Raw genomic sequence first — 15,575 nt, 5'->3', positions numbered from 1 at the left:
AGTGACGTGACCTGGCTGGCAGGCTGGCTCAAGGAACTGGTGCTAATCGTGTTGCTGGCTTCTTTTGTCGATATGATCTTACCGAGCCGATCTATGGAGAGGTATGTCAAACTCGTTCTCAGCCTGCTTATTCTGCTGACGTTGCTGTCTCCGGTCGTGCGCTTACTGAGTACCAGTCCTTCCGAGGTTCTAGGGCGAGCATTGGATCTTCAACGTCAGGCTGAGACAGGCAAGAGGGAACCGACATTGGAGGAGATTCTAGCAAAAGGCAGCCAGTTAAAGCTACAGCAAGAACAAAGCTCCATGCAATGGGCTGGCAAAGAGGTAGCTAAGGAAATGAAAGGACAGTTGGAACAGTATACTGGGTTAGCAATTCAGTCGGTCCAGGTTACCCTTGCAAAGATTCAACAGGAGGAATCAGGGCTGGAGGCAGGAACGGGTGTCCAGTCGGTAGTGGTCCAATTGGCAGAACAGCAGCCAGAAAAAGAAAAGAAAAACACAGACGTCTCGCCTGGTGCAGATGTCAAGCCGATTATGGTGGAGCCTGTAACCGAAAAGACAGTGAATATTCGTGTAGAGCCAACACATGCAAAAACTTCAGATTTTAATGAAGGAACGCGAGAGAATGATCGTAATCCTGACAAAACTGTTGAGGACGGAAAGCCAACAGATACGAAAGCATTTGGCTTAATTACAGGACTTTTACGTGAAAAATGGGGGATAGATAGCAAAAATGTTCAGGTGCTTTCTTCGCAGGATGGAACACATGAATGGTAACAGGAGGTGAGCAGAAATGAGCAAATGGCTGAAAAAGCTGGAGCAATGGCTGGGTGGAGGGGCGGATGGGGCGAAAAGGTTCAATTCATTTCGTTGGTTGCTTATTCTTGGCCTTATCGGTGTAGCGATTATGCTCTTTAATTCATTCGTTAATGTAAAAAAGGTTGATCCAGAAAACGTAGGGCGTGAGCCGCCTGGCGTGATGAAAAATGAGCCTACGTTAGAGACAACAACAGGTGAAGAAAGTTCTTTTGCCGGGATTGAGAAGGTTTTTGAGGACAATATGAAACAGATGCTGGAGCAGATTGTTGGCGTAGGAACCGTTGATGTCATGGTTACGGTAGACTCCACCGAAGAAGTTATCGTTCAACGCAATGTAAAGGACATGCAGGAAGAGAACAATGAGACGGACGCCAATGGTGGACAACGGCACACTACTCAATATACACGTGATGGCGAAATTGTCACCTATGAATCATCTGGTGGTCAGCACACCCCGATTGTGACAAAAAAAGTAAAACCGCAGGTGAGGGGAGTGCTTGTTGTGGCTATGGGGGCAGAAAACCCTACAGTGAAGCAGCTAATTGTCGATGCTGTACAGAAGGGGCTAAATGTACCTTCCTACAAAATTTCAGTCGTACCGCGCAAGCAGGGATAATTTGGAATTCAGGAACAAAGAAGTTTATATTTTAAACCATTAATGAATATGGAGGACGGAACATGAATAATAAAAGACAAACCGTTTGGCTGGTGTCCATGCTGAGTTTAATGGTCGTGCTGTCTGCGTATTATTTGTTTACGGAGGACTCAAGCCCTGCAAATCCACCAGTAGCCGATAGTGAACAAGTGAGCAAGGTTAAGCAGGATGCCGCACAGGAAGCAACGACGAAGGCAGAGGAACAATTGAACGAACTGAAGGTAAACGAAGTAGTGACGAATGGAGAAGTAACTGATGGAGCATCAGCAAATTCCACAAAGTCGGATACGGCTTCTACAACTGACCCAGCAACAGAAAACTCAAAAGGCGACAAAGGTACGGCAGCTACCCCTACTACTGAACCGGCGACATCCAATCAAAACACAACAGCGACTAAGACGGACGCGACAGCACAAAATGACGACAAAGCAGCCTCTACAGCCAAAACCGACCAGCAGGTACTGGATCAAGTGGCAACTGATCAAGCTGCCCAACCTACAGCAGCAGCTGTGATTGACAACTATTTGCTGGAACGGGACGTGGAAAATCAGAAGAAAAATGATGAACTGACTACCGCAATGAACGACAGCACACCAAAGAAAGCTGCGGAGGCTCAAAAGGAATTACATGTACTTGAAGATAAGCAGGCTAAAATTACTGGAATTGAAGAAGAGCTTCAGCAACAGTTCGCCAATGCGGTCGTCCGTGAGGAAGACGCTGATAAATACAAAGTAGTGGTTCTGAGTGAAAAATTGGATGCTAAGCAAGCGGTAACAATTGTCGACAAAGTCATGAAGGAACTGAATGTAACGCAGGATAAGATCAGTGTCCAATATGTTACACAATAAGACAAAAAACGCGAAAAAGCCCGGATTTCTGCATTATTCCGGGCTCTTTCTATTTTTAATGATTGTGATATAATACATAAAGCTGTTTCAACAATGTTATCAGCAACCGGCAAAATGCTGAAGGAGTGATTAATAGAGATGTTTAAATTAAGCGAGATTAAGGAATTGATCAAGCTGGTGGATGAAACGTCTGTGCATGAGCTTGAAATTGAAAATGAAGGAACTCGCTTGTTGATCCGGAAACCGGGCAAAAGCGAAATCGTTACAGTACAGGCTCCTGTGGCAACACCTGCTTATGCAGTGGCACCACAAGCTGTTATTCCAAATCCACAAGTACAGTCCGATGTTGGATCTACAACTGCTGGAGAACCGAGGGAATATGCAAGCAATCTACATAAAATCGTATCTCCGATGGTAGGCACTTTCTATAGTTCTTCATCACCGGATACGGCTCCGTATGTGAGTATCGGCAGCAAAGTGGGCGAAAAAACAACGGTATGTATCATTGAAGCGATGAAGCTGATGAACGAGCTGGAAGCTGAAGTGAAGGGCGAAATTGTGGAAATTTTGGCCGAAAACGGACAGTTGGTCGAGTATGGCCAGCCATTGTTCCTTGTGAAACCGGAGTAAAAAGCTTGTTTGCACCCTCTTTTGAGGGTTCGGCAAGACTGCTCCCAGGGAGGATAAAGTCATGACATTTCAAAAAGTATTGATTGCGAATCGTGGAGAAATTGCGGTTCGTATCATTCGCGCTTGCCGCGAAATGAATATTTCGACAGTTGCTGTATATTCGGAAGCTGACAAGGATTCGTTACATGTGCGTCTCGCAGATGAGGCTTACTGTATCGGACCGACGCTATCTAAGGACAGCTACCTTAATTTTACGAATCTGATGAGCGTTGCTACATTGACTGAATGTGATGCCATTCATCCAGGTTACGGATTTTTGGCGGAAAACGCAGACTTCGCTGAAATTTGCGAATCGTGTAATATTACGTTTATTGGTCCTTCTCCTGAAGCCATTAACAAAATGGGAGATAAGGCCGTAGCTAAGCAGACCATGAAGGATGCCGGAGTTCCAGTTATTCCGGGTTCAGACGGGCTGGTTGAGGATTTGCAGGATGCGATCGGCATCGCACGTGATATCGGATATCCGGTAATTATCAAGGCCACAGCAGGAGGCGGAGGTAAAGGTATTCGTATCGCCGAAGATGAGGATAACCTCATTCAGCAAATCACTACCGCTCAGCAGGAGGCGCAAAAAGCATTTGGCAATGCGGGTGTGTACCTAGAAAAATATTTGACCGGTATGAAACATGTGGAAATACAGATCATAGCGGACAAGCATGGTAATGTTGCCCATTTGGGCGAACGGGACTGCTCTGTGCAGCGTCGTCGTCAGAAGTTGTTGGAGGAAGCACCATGTCCTGTACTTTCGCAGGATGTCCGTGAAGAAATGGGTCAGGCAGCTGTTCGTGCAGCTTTGGCCGTTCAATACTCTGGTGCAGGTACTCTCGAATTTTTGCTCGGCCCGGACAACAATTTCTATTTCATGGAAATGAATACACGTATTCAGGTAGAACATCCCGTAACAGAAATGATTACTGGTGTAGACCTGATTAAGGAAATGATTTCTGTCGCTGAAGGGCATCCGCTTTCCTTTACGCAGGAAGAAGTCACCATCAATGGTTGGGCGATAGAGTGCCGTATTAACGCTGAGGATCCGGATCGTAATTTTATGCCTGCACCGGGTAAAATCGGATTTTATCTGCCTCCAGGCGGTCCTGGGGTACGGGTAGACAGTGCAGTATATCCAGGTTATAGCATTCCTCCTTATTATGACTCTATGATCGCCAAGCTGATTGTGTGGGCACCTACACGGCAGGATGCAATTGCCAAAATGAAGCGGGCTTTGACTGAGTTTGCTATTGAGGGCATACCCACAACGATTTCTTTTCATCAGCGCTTGCTAGAGCATCCGACCTTTATTAAAGGCGATTTTGATATTAAATTTTTGGAGGAAAACGAAGTTTAATCGGTATATTTCCTCCGTTTGTCATAATGAACGCCAAATGATATAGTATGGATAATAAGTGAGCATGTCTGCTTTGAAATCTAAAGCTGGAATGAAACTTATTTTGACCGAAAGGTGTTGAAGGTATGAGCACAGTGCCAACCGAATTCGAACGTACAGAAATTGGGGAGATTCAAATTGCCCCAGAAGTTATTGAAGTCATTGCCGGACTGGCTACCGTTGAGGTACCGGGCGTGGCGGGAATGAGTGGCGGATTTGCTGGTGGGTTTGCCGAACTGCTAGGCCGCAAAAATTTATCTAAAGGTGTAAAAGTGGAAGTCGGACAGCGTGAAGCTGCTGTAGACGTCTCCGTCATTATTGAGTACGGTAACCGTCTGCCTGAGGTGGCTGCTGCTATTCAGCATAATGTTAAGCGTTCGATTGAGAACATGACAGGTCTTAACGTTGTTGAAGTGAACGTGCAAATTCATGATGTTCAATTCAAAAATGCCGATAAAGTAGAAGAGCCGGAAGTGCTGGGCGCCGGACGGGTTAAATAGAGCGATACTTTGTACAAACCCCCGACCCTTATGGGTCGAGGGTTTACTCTAATTTAAGGAGGCTGTGCGTTTCGTGGCTAAAGTTATGGACAGACTTCTGCTGTTCTTGTACAGCTTAAGTATCGGAATTATTTCCATTCTCGCTATCCTCCTCCTGAGCGGGGCCATTCCGTATGTTTTAAGTATTGAGGATGAGCGAGTAGTGTGGTTTACCAGCCTGATTATTGCAGGGGTTCTGTTGTTATTGAGTCTTCGTTTTTTTTATATCTCTATTCGACGGAACCAAACCGTACAGCATTCTATTGATCAACGAACGGAATACGGTGACATTCAGATTTCAGTGGATACCATTGAAAATCTGTGCCTCAAAGCAGCTTCCCGATTTCGCGGGATGCAGGATTTGAAAGCACGCGTTCGTGTGTTGGATTCGGGACTTGATATTACGATTCGGGCGGTTGTAGACGGGGAAAGCTCCATTCCGGTGTTAACCTCCGAGGTACAAAAGGGGGTACACGATCATGTGGAAGAAATTACAGGAATTCCTGTGTCCAATGTATCGGTGTACATCGCTAATGTTTCTCAGTCACCCAGCTTTAAGAGTCGTGTGGAATAGAGGTGATTTTCCCTGATGCCCTGGAAAGAAATATGGGGAAGTTACAAGGGCCGGATCATGGGGATCACGGCTGGTATTTTTTTCGGTTTTATTTATTTGTGGGCAGGCTTTTGGAATATGTTGTTCTTTGCATTGATGGTGTTCATCGGATATACGCTAGGAAGACGTAGCGATTCAGCGCTCGGTTCATTCCTCCCTTGGAAGGAATGGGGCGATTGGTTGTCGCAACGTTGGCGTCCTTTTAAATGAACCCTGTGATACGTGTTCTCCAAAAATAGAGCTGTAGCTTCTTTGCGCCCAACGTTTTGGAGGATGCGTTCACAGGTTTTTTTGTGGAAATTGGTTAGAATGAAAAATAGATATAGGCAAGCGTAGGAGGCAGGGCATGAAAAGACGTCTGGCGAGGGAATTAGCGGTACAGAGTATGTACCATATGGAAATGAATGAAGTGGATGCGGCAGCAGCCGTGGACATGTTGCTTCAGGAAGCCGCTGAGGAAAACGAAGCGGAAGTTGTCGTTAAAAATGCAGCAGTGTTAAGAGCGTATGTCTTGGAGCATGTGCGGGGTACGTGGGAGCACAAGGAAGCCATTGATGGGCTGCTGGTGGATTATCTTAAAGGCTGGCAGATCAGCAGGCTTTCACGTGTAGATCGTCAAATTTTAAGGCTTGCGGCATATGAGATGATTTTCCGTGAGGATGTTCCAGCCAAGGTAGCTGTTAATGAAGCGATTGAGTTGTCGAAGCACTTTGGTACCGAGGAATCCGGTAAATTTGTTAATGGCGTACTGGGGCGAGTGATACAAGAACTGGAGCAATTGAAAGCACGTTTTTAAGTAGAGACTACTGAATCAGGTTGGAGAGTGGTAAAACATGTCAGCACCGATCATTGATGGTAAACAAATCTCTCAGGATATTCGCGCAAGCATTCAGCAAGAGGTCATTCGTTTGAAAGAGCACAGCTTTCAACCCGGACTGGCTGTTGTATTGGTAGGCGAAGATCCCGCTTCGCAAGTGTATGTTAAAAACAAGGAAAAGGCATGCCATGATCTCGGCTATTACTCCGAGGTTCACCGGTTGGCAGCAGATACTTCGCAGGAAGCATTACTGGAACTGGTAAACAAGCTGAACCATCAAAGTACCATCCATGGAATTTTGGTGCAACTGCCGTTGCCAAAGCATATTCATGAAAAAGCTGTCATTGACGCGATTGCAGTGGAGAAGGATGTGGATGGATTCCATCCGGTGAACGTAGGGAATTTGGTCATCGGTGACGATAGTCTATTGCCTTGTACTCCTGCTGGAGTCATTGAGTTAATTAAGCGTGCTGGAGTGGAGATAGCCGGTAAACATGCGGTAGTTATTGGTCGCAGTAATATCGTGGGCAAGCCAGTGTCTTTATTGTTGCAGCGTGAAAATGCTACGGTTACGATGTGCCACTCCCGTACAGCGAATATTGCGGACCTAAGTCGACAAGCAGATATCTTAGTCGTTGCGATCGGCAAAGCCAACTTTATTGATGCTTCGTTCGTGAAGCCCGGAGCGGTAGTGATAGATGTAGGGATGAACCGTCTGGAAAACGGAAAGCTGGCGGGGGACGTTGATTTTGAGAGCGTGAAGCAAGTGTCTGGTCCGATTACGCCTGTTCCCGGCGGAGTAGGGCCGATGACAATTACGATGCTGATGCAAAATACGCTCGTAGCGGCCAAGCGGTCGCACGGTTTGGCATAAGGACAGCTGCCTGTGGCTGAACAACGTATTTACTCTATAAAGGACCTGAATCGTTATATCCGGATGAAATTGGAGTCGGATCAGGTGCTGTCTGATGTATGGATACGCGGGGAAATTTCTAATTTTACGCATCATTCAAGTGGTCACATGTACTTTACGCTCAAGGATGAGGGGAGCCGCATACGTTCGATTATGTTTGCAACCCATAATCAGCGGCTCCCTTTCGTACCGAAAGAAGGTACGCGTGTTATTGCCCGGGGAAACGTATCCGTGTACGAACGAGATGGACAATATCAGTTTTATGCGACTCAAATGCAGCCTGATGGTATAGGAAGCCTTTATTTAGCTTACGAGCAGCTCAAGCAAAAGCTGGATGCAGAGGGACTGTTTGATACTGCTCGTAAGCGTAGCCTCCCTGCCCATCCAGTAACCATTGGCGTGATTACGTCACCGACTGGAGCGGCTGTGCGTGATATTATTACGACACTTCAACGGCGATACCCGCAGGCTGGAATTGTGTTGTATCCTGTGCTTGTACAAGGAAAAGGTGCCGCCCCCTCGATCGTCAAGGCAATTGAAACTATGAATCGTATGCAAGAGGTTCAGGTGATGATTGTCGGACGGGGAGGTGGCTCGTTGGAAGAACTGTGGGCGTTTAATGAGGAAGCGGTTGCGCGCGCCATTTACGCATCGGTCATTCCAGTTATTTCGGCAGTTGGACACGAAACGGATTTTACCATTGCCGATTTTGTGGCTGACTTACGTGCGGCAACGCCAACCGCAGCAGCCGAGTTGGCCGTGCCTAATCAGGCAGAGCTACGGGATCAGCTGCTCCAGCGGGAGCAACGGTTGCGTAACGCCCTCCGGCAGCGGCTGGAAACCAGCCGTGTACGCTTGGCGAGGCTTCAGCGTTCACCAGTCCTGCTGCACCCACGCCGCTATATGCTACAGCATGCAGAGCGAATGGACATGCTGCATCAGCGTCTAATCCGCGCAGCGCGTAACCGTTCTCGTTTGAACGCAGAAAAGAACGCACGTATGCGTCAGGTACTAGAACGGTTTAATCCGCGTGAACAAATTCGTTCAGCACGCAAGCAGACGGATATGGCGCAACGTCAGCTGGAGTCTGCGATGCGTGCTATTACGAAAACGGGACGGCAGCAGTTGCACACGGGAATTCGTCAACTGGATGCGCTGAGCCCACTCAAAGTCATGGCCCGAGGCTATAGCTTGGTATACGATGAGCAGGAAAAACGGCTGATTAAGTCGCTCAAAGACGTACAGCCGGGAGATTCCATCAAGATTAAAGTGAGTGATGGGCAGTTGGACTGCCAAGTATGGGGAATGAAGGAGGACGCGAAGCACGGTGGCGAATGAAACGGAATTGAATTTTGAAGCGGCTATGGCTGCTCTTGAAGAAATTGTCGGACAACTGGAGCATGGAGACGTTCCTCTGGAGCAAGCCATTGATTTGTTCCAGCGGGGGATGAAGTTGTCTCAACTTTGCAGTCAGAAGCTGGAGCAGGTTGAACGTAAAATTGAAATGATCGTGGAAGAGGATGGAGATTTGCGCAAGAAGCCTTTTGGTGGGGGACTGGATGAAAACGGCGGTGAAGGACTTGAATAGACCGTCGTTCAAGGAATATTTGACCGGGACGACGGATGCGGTTTCGTCCGCACTGACCGAGCAATTCCCGGCCGATTGGGACATTCCCGATGTTCTTCGAGAATCCATGAATTATTCACTCACCGCAGGCGGAAAACGGCTGCGGCCTCTGCTTGTGATCGCTGCTGCTGAAGCATTCGGTGGAAGCAGGGAAGCTGCGCTGCCAGTGGCATGTGCGGTAGAAATGGTACATACGTACTCCCTCATTCATGACGACTTGCCAGCCATGGATGATGATGACTATCGGCGAGGTAAGCTGACGAATCATAAGGTATACGGCGAGGCGGTTGCCGTCCTTGCGGGTGATGCTTTGTTGACCCATGCCTTTTACAGTATTGTGCAAGCAGGACGGCGTCACGGTGTTTCGTCTGATTCGCTATTGTCCATAGTTGAGGATTTGTCCGAAATGAGTGGCGCGCGGGGCATGGTAGGCGGACAGGTCGCCGATATGTCAGGCGAGCAAGGAATGACGGGGATCGAGGAACTGGAATATATCCATCTTCATAAAACGGCTGATTTGATTATTTTCTCGCTCTTGGCAGGTGGACGGATTGGTGGGGCGGACAAGGGTCAATTAGAGGCGCTTCGACGCTTTGGACGAGATTTGGGGCTGGCTTTTCAGATACAGGACGATATACTGGACCTCATAGGCGATGAGAGTAAAATGGGTAAGAAAACGCAAAGTGATGTTGAACAAGAGAAGGTCACCTATCCGTATTTCATTGGTATGGACGCATCTTTGCAGCAGGTAGAGGAACTCACCGCATCTGCTAAAAGAGTGATAATAGAGAGTGGTATCCCCGATTCTTCTCGTTTGCTGGAGATAGCCGATTACCTGATGAAGCGTGATCATTAGTTGCGTTAGAGCTGTTTTGACTTGTCTGCGTTTAAGCACAGTCAAAAAGTGTGATATAATACTTGTTAACTTTACTCACAAACTTGAAGGAAAGCGGGGAGATATGCGTGCTGCTTCCACACATAAAGCAACCAGGCGATCTGAAATCACTGTCGGTTGAGGAGTTGGCTTCTCTAGCCGAGGAAATCAGGAGCTTTTTGATTGAGAAGCTGTCCGTGACTGGGGGGCATCTGGCATCGAATCTGGGAGTGGTTGAGCTCACGATCGCCCTGCATTATTGCTATAACAGTCCGAAGGACAAGATGATTTATGACGTTGGGCACCAAGCCTACGTACACAAAATATTGACAGGGCGAATGGACCGTTTTGATACACTTCGTCAGCGTGATGGACTTTGTGGTTTTGTAAAAAGAAGTGAGAGCGAGCATGATGTTTGGGAAGCCGGTCATAGCAGCACTTCTCTGTCGGCCGCAATGGGAATGGCTTTGGCTCGAGATTTGAAGGGCGAGGACAATAAAGTCATTGCAATGATCGGAGACGGCGCGCTGACTGGGGGGATGGCCTTCGAAGCGTTGAATCATATCGGACATGAGCGCAAAAATTTAATGGTAATTCTGAATGACAACGAAATGTCCATAGCACCTAATGTAGGGGCCATGCATAATTATTTGAGTAAAATCCGCTCGGACCGCCATTATTTGCGGGCAAAAGATGAGCTGGAAGTTTTGCTGAAAAAAATACCCGCGATCGGCGGTAAACTTGCCAAATCGGCTGGCCGTGTCAAGGACAGTCTTAAATATATGATGGTGCCTGGTGTACTGTTTGAAGAGCTGGGACTTACGTATCTCGGTCCAGTGGACGGACATGATTTGCCGAAGCTAATCGAAACCTTCCAGCAGGCTGATAATGTCACTGGCCCTGTATTGGTGCATGTCGTAACCACCAAGGGCAAGGGCTATAAACCTGCGGAAGCAGATTCACACAAATGGCATGGAATCAGTCCCTACAAAATTGAATCGGGTCAGGTACTCAAAGCTGTAGGTAATCCGATGTATACGGAAATTTTCGGTCGAACGTTGATTGAGCTGGCTGAGCAGGATGAGCGCATCGTTGCGGTCACACCCGCTATGCCTGGCGGATCAGGTTTGGTACCGTTTAGTAAAGAGTTTCCTAGCCGTATGATTGACGTCGGCATTGCTGAACAGCATGCAGCTACCATGTGTGCTGCGTTGGCAATGGAAGGGATGAAGCCGGTGTTTGCGGTGTACTCCACTTTTATGCAGCGTGCTTATGACCAGATTGTGCATGATATCTGTCGTCATAATGCGAACGTAATGTTCGCGATTGACCGTGCAGGTTTTGTTGGGGCTGACGGGGAAACTCATCATGGCGTGTTTGATGTGGCATTCTTACGTCATATCCCCAATCTTGTGCTTATGATGCCAAAGGATGAGAACGAGCTACGTCATATGATGAAAACAGCGCTCGACTATGAAGATGGTCCAATTGCTTATCGTTACCCACGTGTTAATGTGGTTGGCGTGCCGTTGGATAAAGAATTACAGGCTATTCCCATCGGCAGTTGGGAGCTCCTGCGTAAGGGTGAGGGCTTTGCTGTAATTGCATCAGGACCGATGCTCCAGGTGGCGACAGAGGCTGCGGAGGCGATGAAACGGGAAGGTTTGCAAGTGGGCGTCGTGAATGCTCGTTTCCTGAAACCTTTGGACGAGGATATGTTGCGTGAGCTGGCTCGTCAGCATACGAAGCTGATCGTATTGGAAGAAGCTTCTGAAGCAGGAAGCTTGGGTAGCGCTGTACTGGAATTTTACGCTAAAGCCGAAATACAAGAGGCACAGGTGCGCCTAATGGGGATTCCCGATCTGTTCGTGGAGCATGGCTCCATCAAAGAGCAGCGTGCTGAAGTAGGTCTCACCATTGAAGATGTATGCTTAAAGTTGCGTAAATGGGCTGCTGAGCCAGCATATGGCATGGGACAATCTGTATAGGGTAACTTGAAGTGAAGACCATGACGTTTATAAAAAGTATGACAAGAGCAGCCTGGCTGCCTAAAGGGAGATTAACATGTCTGTTCCGAAGGAACGCATTGATGTATTACTTGTAGAACAAGGCTTTTTTGAAAGCCGTGAAAAAGCTAAAGCTGCGATTATGGCTGGGCTAGTGCTGGCGGACAGCGAACGGATCGAGAAGGCGGGGATGAAGGTACCACGCGCCAGCGAGCTTAAAGTTAAGGGTTCGGTGCATCCGTATGTAAGCCGTGGAGGATTGAAGCTGGAGAAGGCCATCCGTCAATTTGAGCTGGATATGAAGGGCAGGACAATGCTGGATATTGGCTCGTCCACTGGAGGTTTTACGGATTGTGCGCTTCAGCATGGAGCTGAATACGTATACGCCATTGATGTGGGTTATAACCAGCTGGATTGGTCGCTTCGTAATGATGAACGAGTATGCGTAATGGAGAAAACGAATTTCAGATATATGACACCCGCGGATTTGAATGGTTCCGTGCCGAATTTTGCTAGTATTGACGTTTCCTTTATTTCATTACGTATTATTTTGCCCCCGTTGCTTGCCTTGTTGCATCAACCTGCTGATATTGTAGCTCTAATCAAGCCGCAATTCGAAGCTGGACGCGAAAAGGTCGGAAAATCCGGTGTGGTCCGTGATCCTGCTACGCATAAAGAAGTGTTGCAGACCATTCTGATGTTTGCACATGAGCTTGGACTTACGCTGCAAGGTTTGGCTTATTCACCTATTACAGGTGGAGAAGGCAATATTGAATTTTTAGCGCATTGGCGTTTGGATGGGTTTCCTGCTGCAGAATCGCAGCTGGAGAAGATGGATTTCAGACCACTGATTGAACGTACCGTTCAGGAAGCAGGTCAGACTTTTAATAATGGTCCATCGCGTAAGTAACATTCAGGGGTTCTCCATGAGTTCTGTGAACTTAAGGGAACCTCTTTTTGGTGTGAGGGATTGATTATAGAACTCACGTTCGCCTATAATGAGATGTACAAAGGAAAAGGGATTTTACATCTTGTCCTAGAATATGTCCATGAGGTGATCGGTCCATGGACACAAGATATGATACGGTTATCATCGCTGTGATCGGGGTGATATTAGGAATATGGGCTTTGTATAGCCTACGTGCCTGGTTGAAGGAGCCAGAGCCGCTTGTGCTAAAGACGATACCGATTAACGAGGACTTGGACGAAGGACCTGCCACACACCTACTCGAAGAAGCAGGATATGAAGTAGTGGGCGGGAAGATGAAAATACCGCTTGCTTTTAAAGTGAACGGACATACCGTGTATAGCCGTTTGTTTATAGACTACGTGGCTGTACGAAACGGTTCGACATATATGGTCAAAACGTCACGCCGCAAGAAACCAATGGAGTGGAGTGGTCCTGATTTAAGGGACAGGCTCATGCCGTATTTATTGCTCTATCCGGGTTGCGCGGGTGTATTGTACGTTGATACGGACGAGCGAAGTATTCGCCTTATTACATTAGTGGAAGACCTCGAAGAAGAGGAATATGAAGGTTAATCCATAGGAGGATTATATGAAGGGTCAACGACATATTAAAATTAGGGAAATTATTTCACAACATGAGATTGAGACGCAGGATGATCTGGTTGAAGCATTGCGTAAGGCTGGTTTTCAGGTCACGCAGGCGACCGTATCGCGTGATATCAAGGAGCTACTGCTCATCAAGGTCCCAATGGACGATGGCAGATATAAATATTCGATGCCTTCAGATCAGCGCTACAATCCAGCCCAGAAACTGAAACGTACGTTGGTTGATAACTTTTTGCATATTGACTACACAACCAATCTGATTGTGATGAAGTGTCTGCCGGGAACAGCCAACTCGATTGCTGCTTTATTGGACAATATTGAATGGTCCGAAATTATGGGTACGATTAGCGGAGATGACACCATTTTGATTATTTGCCGATCGGAAGAAAACAGCGAAGCTATCGTGAATCGTCTTATGGGCTACATTTCCTAATTATAATGGCTACGCATATTAGGCGTTTTAATTTGTACATCATAGAGGTGAAAGAACGATGCTGGTCACTTTGTCTATACGGAATTTGGCGGTCGTAGAGGCCGTCGATGTTCATTTTTATAAAGGGTTTCATGTGTTGAGCGGGGAAACAGGTGCTGGTAAATCCATTATTATCGATGCGCTTGGGCTAATTGCAGGCGGTAGGGGCTCTGCTGATTTAGTGCGTTACGGTTGTGATAAAGCAGAGATGGAAGCCTTGTTTGAACTGCCAGTAAAACACCCCGTTTGGAATACACTTGAGGAACAAGGGATTAAGGCTAATGCGGAGGAGCATTTGCTAATTCGTCGTGAACTTACGGTTCAGGGAAAAAGCTCTTCTCGAATTAACGGCCAGATGGTTAATTTAACGATGCTGCGTGAGGTAGGTGAGCAACTCGTCAATATACACGGGCAGCATGAGCATCAAAGCCTGCTACGTGCAGATCGCCATCTGGCGCTGCTGGATACGTTCGGTGATTCGGTGATCGGTCCGGTCAAAACGCTTTATCGGGAGCGTTACAATGCTTTTGTCAAAGCGGAAAAAGAAGTAAGAGAACTGCAAAGCTCCAGTCAAAAGGCTTATCAGCTTTTGGATATGTACCGATTTCAACTAGAAGAGATCGCTGCGGCGGAGTTGAAATTGGGAGAAGATGAATTATTGGCAGAAGAACGGGTCAAGCTATCCCATAGTGAGAAAATGATGGATGGGATATCAGGAGCATACGAACTCTTAAGCGGCAGAGGTGGACTGGATACGATCAATAACGTGTTGACCAGATTGAACGATGTCCAAAACTATGACAGCAAAAGCCTTCAGCCCATTGCAGAGCAGATTCAGTCTGCTTTTTACCAGTTGGAGGACGCAGCATTCCAATTACGTTCTTATCGTGAGGATATTGAATTTAATCCAGGCAAGCTGCATGAAGTGGAACAACGTTTGAATCAAATTACCGGATTACAGCGAAAATATGGTGATAGTATAGAGCAGATTTTGGAATACTATAGCCGTATTGAGCAGGAAACCGATCTGCTGGAAAATAAAGATGAGCGGCTGGAGCAGCTCATTGCAAAACGGGACGAGTTGCTGTCCGATTTGCTTGAGATTTCGGAAGAGCTTACAGAAGCACGTGAAATTTGCGCTGAAGAGCTTGCAGAGCAAGTGGAGCAGGAGTTAAAAGACCTACAGATGGAAAGAACGTCACTCAAGGTGCGCATTGATCCAATTGAAGATCCACGCGGATATGAGTACAAAGGTCTGAAGGTAAGACCTACCAAGCAGGGCATTGATAATGCTGAATTTCTTATTTCCCCTAATCCAGGTGAGCCATTACGTCCACTTGGTAAGATCGCTTCAGGCGGTGAGCTATCACGTATCATGTTGGCGATGAAAAGTATTTTTGCGCGTCATGATCAAATTCCAGTACTCATTTTTGACGAGGTGGATACCGGGGTGAGTGGTCGTGCAGCTCAATCCATTGCCGAGAAGCTATATCGTTTATCTTCCGTTTGTCAGGTGTTCTCCATTACTCATTTGCCACAGGTGGCATGTATGGCAGATCATCAGTACCTTATTGAGAAAAATGTTCATGACGGACGGACCATGACTCAAATTGAGGGACTTACGGAGGACGGGCGTGTCAAAGAATTGGCACGGATGCTGGGCGGTGTGGAAATTACCGAAAAAACATTGCATCACGCACAGGAAATGCTGAATTTGGCGGAAGGAAAGAAAGCCTGAAAAGA

18 protein-coding genes are annotated in these 15,575 nt (G+C 47.1%); all 18 read left to right on the top strand.

Annotation, left to right across the window (positions count from 1 at the left end; all coding sequences use genetic code 11):
* Nucleotides 1-6: 6 nt before the first annotated feature.
* The 18 genes from spoIIIAF to recN all read left to right on the top strand — a co-directional run bounded on the left by spoIIIAF (nt 7) and on the right by recN (nt 15,570).
* Nucleotides 7-777 carry a stage III sporulation protein AF gene (spoIIIAF, locus tag MKY98_RS15595; protein ID WP_029517254.1) on the top strand — a complete coding sequence of 257 codons (771 nt, stop codon included), beginning with the start codon at nt 7-9 and terminating at the stop codon, nt 775-777.
* A gap of 16 nt (nt 778-793) precedes the next feature.
* Complete coding sequence (spoIIIAG, locus tag MKY98_RS15590; protein ID WP_029517255.1) at nt 794-1,435, top strand: stage III sporulation protein AG; 642 nt, start codon at nt 794-796, stop codon at nt 1,433-1,435.
* Nucleotides 1,436-1,497: 62 nt separating this feature from the next.
* Nucleotides 1,498-2,322, top strand: a complete 825-nt coding sequence (locus MKY98_RS15585; protein WP_029517256.1) for a SpoIIIAH-like family protein — start codon at nt 1,498-1,500, stop codon at nt 2,320-2,322.
* A gap of 138 nt (nt 2,323-2,460) precedes the next feature.
* A complete protein-coding gene (accB, locus tag MKY98_RS15580) occupies nt 2,461-2,952 on the top strand; it encodes an acetyl-CoA carboxylase biotin carboxyl carrier protein (protein ID WP_029517257.1) in 492 nt (163 codons plus the stop codon).
* A gap of 61 nt (nt 2,953-3,013) precedes the next feature.
* Nucleotides 3,014-4,357, top strand: a complete 1,344-nt coding sequence (gene accC, locus MKY98_RS15575) for an acetyl-CoA carboxylase biotin carboxylase subunit (protein ID WP_029517258.1) — start codon at nt 3,014-3,016, stop codon at nt 4,355-4,357.
* Nucleotides 4,358-4,482: 125 nt separating this feature from the next.
* Nucleotides 4,483-4,896 carry an Asp23/Gls24 family envelope stress response protein gene (locus MKY98_RS15570; RefSeq protein WP_029517259.1) on the top strand — a complete coding sequence of 138 codons (414 nt, stop codon included), beginning with the start codon at nt 4,483-4,485 and terminating at the stop codon, nt 4,894-4,896.
* Between the two features lie 73 nt (nt 4,897-4,969).
* Nucleotides 4,970-5,509: an alkaline shock response membrane anchor protein AmaP gene (amaP, locus tag MKY98_RS15565; RefSeq protein ID WP_029517260.1), complete on the top strand. Its 540-nt coding sequence runs from the start codon at nt 4,970-4,972 to the stop codon at nt 5,507-5,509.
* 15 nt (nt 5,510-5,524) lie between these two features.
* A complete protein-coding gene (locus MKY98_RS15560) occupies nt 5,525-5,758 on the top strand; it encodes a DUF2273 domain-containing protein (protein ID WP_023989248.1) in 234 nt (77 codons plus the stop codon).
* Between the two features lie 136 nt (nt 5,759-5,894).
* Entirely contained in the window at nt 5,895-6,344 is a 450-nt protein-coding gene (nusB, locus tag MKY98_RS15555; protein WP_013310817.1) for a transcription antitermination factor NusB, read from the top strand.
* Between the two features lie 37 nt (nt 6,345-6,381).
* On the top strand, nt 6,382-7,239 hold the full coding sequence (folD, locus tag MKY98_RS15550; protein WP_029517261.1) for a bifunctional methylenetetrahydrofolate dehydrogenase/methenyltetrahydrofolate cyclohydrolase FolD: 858 nt from the start codon (nt 6,382-6,384) through the stop codon (nt 7,237-7,239).
* Between the two features lie 12 nt (nt 7,240-7,251).
* On the top strand, nt 7,252-8,616 hold the full coding sequence (xseA, locus tag MKY98_RS15545) for an exodeoxyribonuclease VII large subunit (RefSeq protein WP_081317622.1): 1,365 nt from the start codon (nt 7,252-7,254) through the stop codon (nt 8,614-8,616).
* Entirely contained in the window at nt 8,606-8,866 is a 261-nt protein-coding gene (gene xseB / locus MKY98_RS15540; protein WP_013310814.1) for an exodeoxyribonuclease VII small subunit, read from the top strand. The genes xseA and xseB overlap by 11 nt, the downstream gene beginning before the upstream one ends.
* Nucleotides 8,838-9,761: a polyprenyl synthetase family protein gene (locus MKY98_RS15535; protein WP_069012726.1), complete on the top strand. Its 924-nt coding sequence runs from the start codon at nt 8,838-8,840 to the stop codon at nt 9,759-9,761. The genes xseB and MKY98_RS15535 overlap by 29 nt, the downstream gene beginning before the upstream one ends.
* Before the next feature lie 107 nt (nt 9,762-9,868).
* Nucleotides 9,869-11,767: a 1-deoxy-D-xylulose-5-phosphate synthase gene (dxs, locus tag MKY98_RS15530; RefSeq protein WP_029517266.1), complete on the top strand. Its 1,899-nt coding sequence runs from the start codon at nt 9,869-9,871 to the stop codon at nt 11,765-11,767.
* Nucleotides 11,768-11,843: 76 nt separating this feature from the next.
* Nucleotides 11,844-12,695: a TlyA family RNA methyltransferase gene (locus MKY98_RS15525; RefSeq protein ID WP_029517267.1), complete on the top strand. Its 852-nt coding sequence runs from the start codon at nt 11,844-11,846 to the stop codon at nt 12,693-12,695.
* Between the two features lie 155 nt (nt 12,696-12,850).
* On the top strand, nt 12,851-13,327 hold the full coding sequence (locus tag MKY98_RS15520; RefSeq protein WP_029517268.1) for a hypothetical protein: 477 nt from the start codon (nt 12,851-12,853) through the stop codon (nt 13,325-13,327).
* A 16-nt stretch (nt 13,328-13,343) separates the two neighbouring features.
* Nucleotides 13,344-13,793, top strand: coding sequence for a transcriptional regulator AhrC/ArgR (gene ahrC, locus MKY98_RS15515; protein ID WP_013310809.1), 450 nt, complete (start codon nt 13,344-13,346; stop codon nt 13,791-13,793).
* Nucleotides 13,794-13,851: 58 nt separating this feature from the next.
* Complete coding sequence (recN, locus tag MKY98_RS15510; protein WP_069012725.1) at nt 13,852-15,570, top strand: DNA repair protein RecN; 1,719 nt, start codon at nt 13,852-13,854, stop codon at nt 15,568-15,570.
* Nucleotides 15,571-15,575: the final 5 nt, after the last annotated feature.

This window comes from Paenibacillus sp. FSL M8-0228 (genome assembly GCF_038007385.1).
Classification (GTDB): Bacteria; Bacillota; Bacilli; order Paenibacillales; family Paenibacillaceae; genus Paenibacillus; species Paenibacillus polymyxa_D.
Note: the sequence above shows the minus strand (reverse complement) of the source record. Positions and strands in the feature narration are given on the sequence as shown.

Bases quoted from the DNA above. Each gene is read 5' to 3' on its own strand.
- spoIIIAG (WP_029517255.1), top strand. From the start codon at position 794: ATGAGCAAATGGCTGAAAAAGCTGGAGCAATGGCTGGGTGGAGGGGCG.
- MKY98_RS15585 (WP_029517256.1), top strand. From the start codon at position 1,498: ATGAATAATAAAAGACAAACCGTTTGGCTGGTGTCCATGCTGAGTTTA.
- accB (WP_029517257.1), top strand. From the start codon at position 2,461: ATGTTTAAATTAAGCGAGATTAAGGAATTGATCAAGCTGGTGGATGAA.
- accC (WP_029517258.1), top strand. From the start codon at position 3,014: ATGACATTTCAAAAAGTATTGATTGCGAATCGTGGAGAAATTGCGGTT.
- MKY98_RS15570 (WP_029517259.1), top strand. From the start codon at position 4,483: ATGAGCACAGTGCCAACCGAATTCGAACGTACAGAAATTGGGGAGATT.
- MKY98_RS15560 (WP_023989248.1), top strand. From the start codon at position 5,525: ATGCCCTGGAAAGAAATATGGGGAAGTTACAAGGGCCGGATCATGGGG.
- nusB (WP_013310817.1), top strand. From the start codon at position 5,895: ATGAAAAGACGTCTGGCGAGGGAATTAGCGGTACAGAGTATGTACCAT.
- folD (WP_029517261.1), top strand. From the start codon at position 6,382: ATGTCAGCACCGATCATTGATGGTAAACAAATCTCTCAGGATATTCGC.
- MKY98_RS15535 (WP_069012726.1), top strand. From the start codon at position 8,838: ATGAAAACGGCGGTGAAGGACTTGAATAGACCGTCGTTCAAGGAATAT.
- MKY98_RS15525 (WP_029517267.1), top strand. From the start codon at position 11,844: ATGTCTGTTCCGAAGGAACGCATTGATGTATTACTTGTAGAACAAGGC.
- MKY98_RS15520 (WP_029517268.1), top strand. From the start codon at position 12,851: ATGGACACAAGATATGATACGGTTATCATCGCTGTGATCGGGGTGATA.
- ahrC (WP_013310809.1), top strand. From the start codon at position 13,344: ATGAAGGGTCAACGACATATTAAAATTAGGGAAATTATTTCACAACAT.
- recN (WP_069012725.1), top strand. From the start codon at position 13,852: ATGCTGGTCACTTTGTCTATACGGAATTTGGCGGTCGTAGAGGCCGTC.